Raw genomic sequence first — 6,779 nt, 5'->3', positions numbered from 1 at the left:
CCGATGGTAGTTGGGGGTCTCCCCCTGCGAGAGTAGGACGTCGCTAGGCTTTTTTATTTGTATTCCGTTCCGAAGTAGCTCAGTGGTAGAGCACCGCACTGTTAATGCGATGGTCGTAGGTTCGAGTCCTACCTTCGGAGCCACTTTCTTGCTTCCATAGCTCAGCAGGTAGAGTGCTTCCATGGTAAGGAAGAGGTCACCGGTTCGAATCCGGTTGGAAGCTTTTCTTCCAATAATACATACTCGTTAAATATACACATTTGGCCCCTTGGTCAAGCGGTTAAGACACCGCCCTTTCACGGCGGTAACACGGGTTCGATTCCCGTAGGGGTCACCATCTCTTTTTATCGGAGGATTAGCTCAGCTGGGAGAGCATCTGCCTTACAAGCAGAGGGTCGGCGGTTCGAGCCCGTCATCCTCCACCATAATTTTACCCTTGGAGGGGTAGTGAAGTGGCTAAACACGACGGACTGTAAATCCGTTCCTTCGGGTTCGGCGGTTCGAATCCGCCCCCCTCCACCATTTTTTATTTTCTTGTTGGGGTATAGCCAAGCGGTAAGGCAACGGATTTTGATTCCGTCACGCCCTGGTTCGAATCCAGGTTCCCCAACCATATATTTTCATTAAGTTAACGAGCCATTAGCTCAGTTGGTAGAGCATCTGACTTTTAATCAGAGGGTCGTAGGTTCGAATCCTACATGGCTCATTTATTAACACACATCTTTTTTTAGGGCCTTAGCTCAGCTGGGAGAGCGTCTGCATTGCACGCAGGAGGTCAGCGGTTCGATCCCGTTAGGCTCTTTAATATTATATAAAAGACGAATGGAATGTAATATATTCCATTCGTCTTTTTTGTGTATCTAAAATGTGTATAAGTTGTGGATAAGTTAATTTCAAAAACCAATTGTAAAGTGTTATCCACATTGTTATGAACAAGAAAAAATAAACTTTTCATATGATTACTAGTTAAAAGGCTAATTTCCATGACTATTTATAATATTTCGCAAAAATCGGGTGTATATTTTCAAGTAATTGATGTGTAAAAGATTGAGATTTCAACTTATATAACCCCGTCCTTCCTCGTGAAACTTGATTATATGTACTCTTTAATTTAATAAATACTCTACAAATAATCATTAAGTTAGATTATAGAGATATAATTTATTAGAATCATTAAAATTAAGAAATAATAGTGGATATATAACAAATTTTTTGAAGTTATTAACAGGGATATCCCCAACACCTGAATAACTTGAATTATGGAGACATAATTGTTATTAGCTATGGAACATGGAATAAATTAATTGGTGTTTGCGGCAAGAATAACCATCTTAACTTATTTGAAAATATTAGTTATTTAGTATGAATATTCATGTGTGTTAGCCTTGCAACTAATGCAGAAAAAATGATTCACTAAACTAGAGATGAAGTTGTAAACATATGTTGAGTTCTTTCACCTTTACACCGATTTTTAGCATTGAAATAATTGTTGGGTGGACTGTATGTGGCATTGAACAGTTAATAATTTTCACCCCATAATCTGTTTATATTGGAAAAACTTTTGTATTATAGTGTAAAAGCTATATGAGGAGTTGCATAATATGACTGTGATATTAATCCATGACAATGTAATGCTACGACCAATGAAGGAATCCGATATCAAACGTTTGTGGAACTTGACGACGCCGGAGTCGTTTACGCATATGCTCAATCTAATTCAAACGTTTGAAGAGTTTGAAAAATGGATGAGAACAAGTTATGAACAAATGCGACATTCTGAAACGAGCACAGTGTTTGTCGTTGCTCATTTAGAAACCGATGAATTATATGGATCCACACGTATTTACAATATCGATTACGCGAATAAAGCGTGTGAAATTGGAGCAACTTACTATGGGAAGACGTTTCAACGAACACATATTAATACAACAGCTAAGTGGTTGCTACTTACGTATGCATTTGAAACACTTGGGATGATTCGTGTAGAATTTAAAACGGATGAAGAAAATTTGATATCTCAAAAAGCGATTGAACGTCTCGGTGCTATAAAAGAGGGCGTCATACGAAACGAACGGATTCGGTCCACAGGTAAAGCGAGGAATGCAGTGCTTTATTCCATCATTAGTTCGGAATGGCCAAGTATTAAAAAGAAACTAGAAGATGGAATGAATATTTATTCACAATGATGTCCAGTTGAGCCAACACCCCTTCAGGGTTTACAATAGTTTTAAAGAAACGAGGGAGTATAAAATAATGAATAATTTAAATATATCTCTAATAGGTGTACCAATGGATTTAGGACAAAATCGTCGCGGGGTAGATATGGGTCCAAGTGCGATTCGTTACGCGGGTGTTGTTGAGCGCTTGGAAGAGATTGGCCACAATGTAACAGACGAAGGTAATATATTAATTGCAGCTGCTGAGAAAACAGCATCGACAGAAACTAATCTTCGTAATTTAAAAGAAGTAACAGATGCGAGTACAGCTCTAGCAGAAAAAATTCATAATGTGATGGAAGATGGTCAGTTCCCACTTATTCTAGGTGGCGATCATAGTATTGCTATTGGAACGTTAGCTGGTTTAGGCGACCGTTATGAAAACTTAGGTGTTATTTGGTACGATGCACATGCGGATTTAAATACAGGAGAAACTTCTCCTTCAGGTAATATTCACGGAATGCCACTTGCAGTTAGTATTGGCTTAGGTCATGAGCAATTAGTAAATATCCGAGGTTTTGCTCCAAAAATTAAACCTGAAAATGTAGTGATTATTGGTGCACGTTCTGTAGATCCAGGCGAACGTGAATTAATTAAAGAAAAAGGCATTAAAGTGTTTACGATGCATGACATTGATAAGCTTGGGATGACAGAAGTTATGGACCAAGCGATGTCATATTTAAAAGAAAGTGAAGTTGATGGAGTCCATTTATCACTTGATTTAGATGGAATCGATCCTCTTTACACGCCAGGTGTAGGAACTCCTGTACCAGGTGGGATTAGCTACCGTGAAAGTCATTTAGCTATGGAAATGTTGTATTCTTCTAAGATGATTACATCAGCTGAATTTGTAGAAGTAAACCCGATTTTAGATGAGAAAAACAAAACAGCTGATGTGGCTGTAGCGCTTATGGGCTCATTATTCGGTGAAAAATTAGTATAAACAGTAAGATATCAACTGTTCGATCTAGCATTTTTTGCTATAGGTCGAACAGTTTTTTTATTAGCTAATAAAGTATCAGTTATTTCGAGTCGCCCCTACTAGCACTGGCGTCGTCTATCTATAGTTGTACTTGGTAATTTTCTTATTGTTGTAACTTACTGTTATGACAAAACGTCTAACTTAAGATGTGAATTTTTGTAAGTTTTTTGAAATAGTTTCTGATATAATGAAATTAATTAAAAAAATGATGAAACCTGTCTAACCTTTAATCCGTATAACTAAGACAGCCGCATCAGCGGAGGAGAATTTACGATGGATGCGTTAGTCAACAAGCGAGTAAAAGAAGTATTAAAAGGCGATCAAAACGCATTCACGGAGATTGTCGAGCTGTATCAAGATAAATTGTATCGAGTATGTTATCGCATGCTTGGAAATAAACACGAAGCGGAAGATATTGCGCAAGAAGCATTTGTCCGTGCGTTTATTAACATACATACATTTGATACTAATCGGAAATTTTCAACATGGTTGTATCGAATTGGAACCAACTTGTGTATAGATCGGATAAGAAAAAAGAAACCGGATTATTACTTAGATGCAGAGGTTGCGGGCACAGAAAGTTTAAATATGTATTCGCAAGTTGCTTCAAAAGAAGAGTTACCTGAAGATGTAGTGTTGAAAATGGAAATGCAAGAAAGAGTTCAATATGAAATTACTCGACTGCCGGATAAGTACCGAGCAGTAATTGTGCTTAAATATATGGAAGATTTACCGCTACAAGAAATTAGTGAGATTTTAGAAATGCCCCTTGGAACTGTGAAAACCCGTATCCACAGAGGACGCGAGGCACTGAGAAAGCAATTGAGTAAAATGTAGGAGGGATTCACGATGAATAAATGCCCAAATATCGTTCGCTATATACATGAATATTTAGATGGGGACATTAGTCGTGAACATGAGCTGGAGCTTAAGGCACATTTGGCGAACTGTGAAAAGTGTCAACAACATATGAATGAGTTAAATAAAGTCACTGCGTTCATTCAGAGCGCATCTCATATTACAGCACCAAGCGGTTTTGTAGAAGGCGTGAACGCGCGTATGCCAAAAGAGACATCACGTGTTGGAATGAAACGGTGGTTCCATAGCCATCCATTGTTAACGGCGGCAGCCCTGTTTATGATTTTAATGAGTGCATCTTTATTTTCCACCTTTAATGATGACCAACAATTCTCATTTACAAAACAGCCGAATATCGTGGTTGAAGGTGAAAGAGTAATTGTTCCAGCTGGTACAACGATTAAAGGGGATATTGTTGTTAAAAATGGAGACCTTCAAATTGATGGAGAAATCGATGGTAATGTCACGATTATTAACGGAACGCTTATGGCGTCAACAGCAAATATCACAGGTGAAATTGAAGAGATTAATCAAGTGTTTGATTGGCTTTGGTATAAAATGAAAGCAGGAGCCAAAGAAGTCGCATCATTTTTTGATAGTAATGAAGAAAAATAAGCCTACCCTAATTTGGGTGGGCTTTTGATTTGTGTTTAAATGTTTGTGTTGATTACTCATTTCCCTGATTGGTAAAGCAGCATGCTGAACATTTATGGTATAGTAGAGTTATATGATAATGTGAAGAAAAGTGGGGGATGCCACATGCCGTTTATTGACCAATTCACAAACTTGACGCCGGTAAACGTGCTCGTAAATATACTTGATGTGATACTCGTGTGGTTTGTCATTTATAAGATTCTCACTTTGATAAAGGGAACGAAAGCAGTCCAATTATTAAAAGGAATCTTTGTAATAATTATTGTTCGAATGTTAACTGATGTATTTGGTTTAGATACACTAGGATCGATGATGGAACAAGTTATTAACTGGGGTTTCTTGGCTATTATTATTATTTTCCAGCCCGAGTTACGACGTGCCCTCGAACAATTAGGACGAGGCAAGTTATTTGCACGCACGAGTATGCAGCAAGCCGAAGAGCAAGATCGTTTAATCGAAGCGATATCAAAATCTGTAAGTTATATGGCAAAACGCCGAATTGGTGCGTTGATTTCTATTGAACGCGAAACAGGTTTAAGTGATTATATTGAAACAGGAATTCAAATGAATTCTGAAATTACTTCGGAATTATTAATCAATATTTTCATACCTAATACACCACTCCATGACGGAGCAGTCATTATGCAAAAAAATAAAATTGCCGCGGCTGCATGTTATTTGCCATTATCTGAAAGTCCATTTATTTCCAAAGAACTTGGAACACGTCATCGTGCAGCACTTGGTATTAGCGAAGTGACAGATGCGATTACGATAATAGTATCTGAAGAAACAGGTGCGGTTAGTTTAACATCTAACGGTGACCTTCACCGAAATCTGTCTATAGAAGAATTTGAAACGCGCTTACGTAAAGTATGGTTTGGTCCTGAACCTGAACTTGTAAGCACTTCGAAATGGACGTGGAGGGGGAAAAAGAATGGATAAAATGATGGATAGCCCTTGGTTTTTAAGAATCACTGCGCTGCTACTCGCCATGCTTTTGTTCTTAACGATTAAAGCCGATGATGAAAACTTAAATGCAGCAACTACAGGGAGTATGACGGATGTTATTCGTGATGTACCTGTTGAAGTGTATTATGATGATGGTAATTTGGTTCTGACAGGTGTTCCAGAAACGGTTGACATGACTATTGTAGGACCAACATCGATTGTGCAAACAGCGAAGCAATTGCAAGATTTTACGGTCTTTGTGGATTTGCGTGATTTGAATATGGGTGAACATAATATCATGCTTCAAGTTGAGAATGTATCAGATAAATTACAAGTCCGTTTAGATCCAGCATATATTGAGGTCAATATTGAAGAACGGATTACCCGAGAACTACGTGTTGACCCCGAATTTAACGAGCGGTTATTAGCTGAAGACTATATTTTGACTGGCATGAAGTCTGATCCAGAAAGGGTTAAGGTAACGGGTGCGAGAAGTATAATCGACAGTATTAGTTTTGTTAAAGCAACTGTTACAGGCGATCAAGATCTGACTAAGACGTTTACTCAAGAATCAAGTGTAAAAGTGTTAGATAAGGATTTATCCAAATTGAATGTTACCATTGAGCCACAACAAGTAAATGTAACAATAGATATTGAGGAATATAGCAAGGAAGTACCAATTACTCTTCGGCAGACCGGTGCTGCTATAGATGGTGTAACGATTAATAATTTAACAGCGTCATTTGCAATGTTACGTGCTTATGGTAATCGAGATGACATAGATGCTCTAGATGAAATAGTCGTGGATGTTGATATCAGTAAACTAGAAGATTCTAAAAAGCTTACGCTAAAAATACCACAACCTAAAGGTGTGACTCGATTTTCTGAACCTGAAATAAAAGTAGATGCTGATGTTACACCAGCTCCTGAAGAAGGATCTGCTTAGGTCAATACACCGGTAGTGGATTTCGACTTAGATCGAAGATGTAAATTTGGAATTATGAGGTTTGAATGAAGCGGATCAAATTGTGTTTCTAAAGCCTGAGAATGGTCAAGTTAACTTAGAAGTTAGAGGTGGAAATTCGATAGTCAACTCATTTGAGTGCATCGAGTTTTCAAGT

At 38.0% G+C, this 6,779-nt stretch carries 6 protein-coding genes and 8 tRNA genes; all 14 read left to right on the top strand.

Translation table 11 applies throughout. The annotated features are described in order from the left end of the window. Positions 1 to 68 precede the first annotated feature (68 nt). Positions 69 to 143: transfer RNA gene (locus tag C406_RS0102595), tRNA-Asn, on the top strand. Positions 144 to 150: 7 nt separating this feature from the next. After that, positions 151 to 223 (top strand) — tRNA-Thr (locus C406_RS0102590). Positions 224 to 262: 39 nt separating this feature from the next. Then, positions 263 to 337: transfer RNA gene (locus tag C406_RS0102585), tRNA-Glu, on the top strand. Positions 338 to 349: 12 nt separating this feature from the next. Continuing rightward, positions 350 to 425: transfer RNA gene (locus C406_RS0102580), tRNA-Val, on the top strand. Positions 426 to 438: 13 nt separating this feature from the next. Next, positions 439 to 522: transfer RNA gene (locus C406_RS0102575), tRNA-Tyr, on the top strand. Between the two features lie 16 nt (positions 523 to 538). After that, positions 539 to 613 (top strand) — tRNA-Gln (locus tag C406_RS0102570). 20 nt (positions 614 to 633) lie between these two features. Then, positions 634 to 706, top strand: a tRNA-Lys gene (locus C406_RS0102565). 23 nt (positions 707 to 729) lie between these two features. After that, positions 730 to 802: transfer RNA gene (locus C406_RS0102560), tRNA-Ala, on the top strand. 799 nt (positions 803 to 1,601) lie between these two features. Continuing rightward, positions 1,602 to 2,186 (top strand): GNAT family N-acetyltransferase, encoded by a 585-nt coding sequence (locus C406_RS0102555; RefSeq protein ID WP_017379026.1) that lies wholly within the window; start codon positions 1,602 to 1,604, stop codon positions 2,184 to 2,186. 67 nt (positions 2,187 to 2,253) lie between these two features. Further along, positions 2,254 to 3,159, top strand: a complete 906-nt coding sequence (rocF, locus tag C406_RS0102550) for an arginase (RefSeq protein WP_017379025.1) — start codon at positions 2,254 to 2,256, stop codon at positions 3,157 to 3,159. A gap of 312 nt (positions 3,160 to 3,471) precedes the next feature. Beyond that, complete coding sequence (sigW, locus tag C406_RS0102545; protein ID WP_017379024.1) at positions 3,472 to 4,035, top strand: RNA polymerase sigma factor SigW; 564 nt, start codon at positions 3,472 to 3,474, stop codon at positions 4,033 to 4,035. Between the two features lie 12 nt (positions 4,036 to 4,047). Next, positions 4,048 to 4,671: an anti-sigma factor family protein gene (locus C406_RS0102540; protein ID WP_017379023.1), complete on the top strand. Its 624-nt coding sequence runs from the start codon at positions 4,048 to 4,050 to the stop codon at positions 4,669 to 4,671. 144 nt (positions 4,672 to 4,815) lie between these two features. After that, entirely contained in the window at positions 4,816 to 5,652 is an 837-nt protein-coding gene (gene cdaA / locus C406_RS0102535; protein WP_017379022.1) for a diadenylate cyclase CdaA, read from the top strand. Then, positions 5,645 to 6,604, top strand: a complete 960-nt coding sequence (locus C406_RS0102530) for a CdaR family protein (protein ID WP_017379021.1) — start codon at positions 5,645 to 5,647, stop codon at positions 6,602 to 6,604. The genes cdaA and C406_RS0102530 overlap by 8 nt, the downstream gene beginning before the upstream one ends. Positions 6,605 to 6,779 lie beyond the last annotated feature (175 nt).

Source organism: Paenisporosarcina sp. TG-14, assembly GCF_000297555.1.
Lineage (GTDB): Bacteria > Bacillota > Bacilli > Bacillales_A > Planococcaceae > Paenisporosarcina > Paenisporosarcina antarctica.
This window is presented reverse-complemented; position numbering and strand designations above follow the sequence as displayed.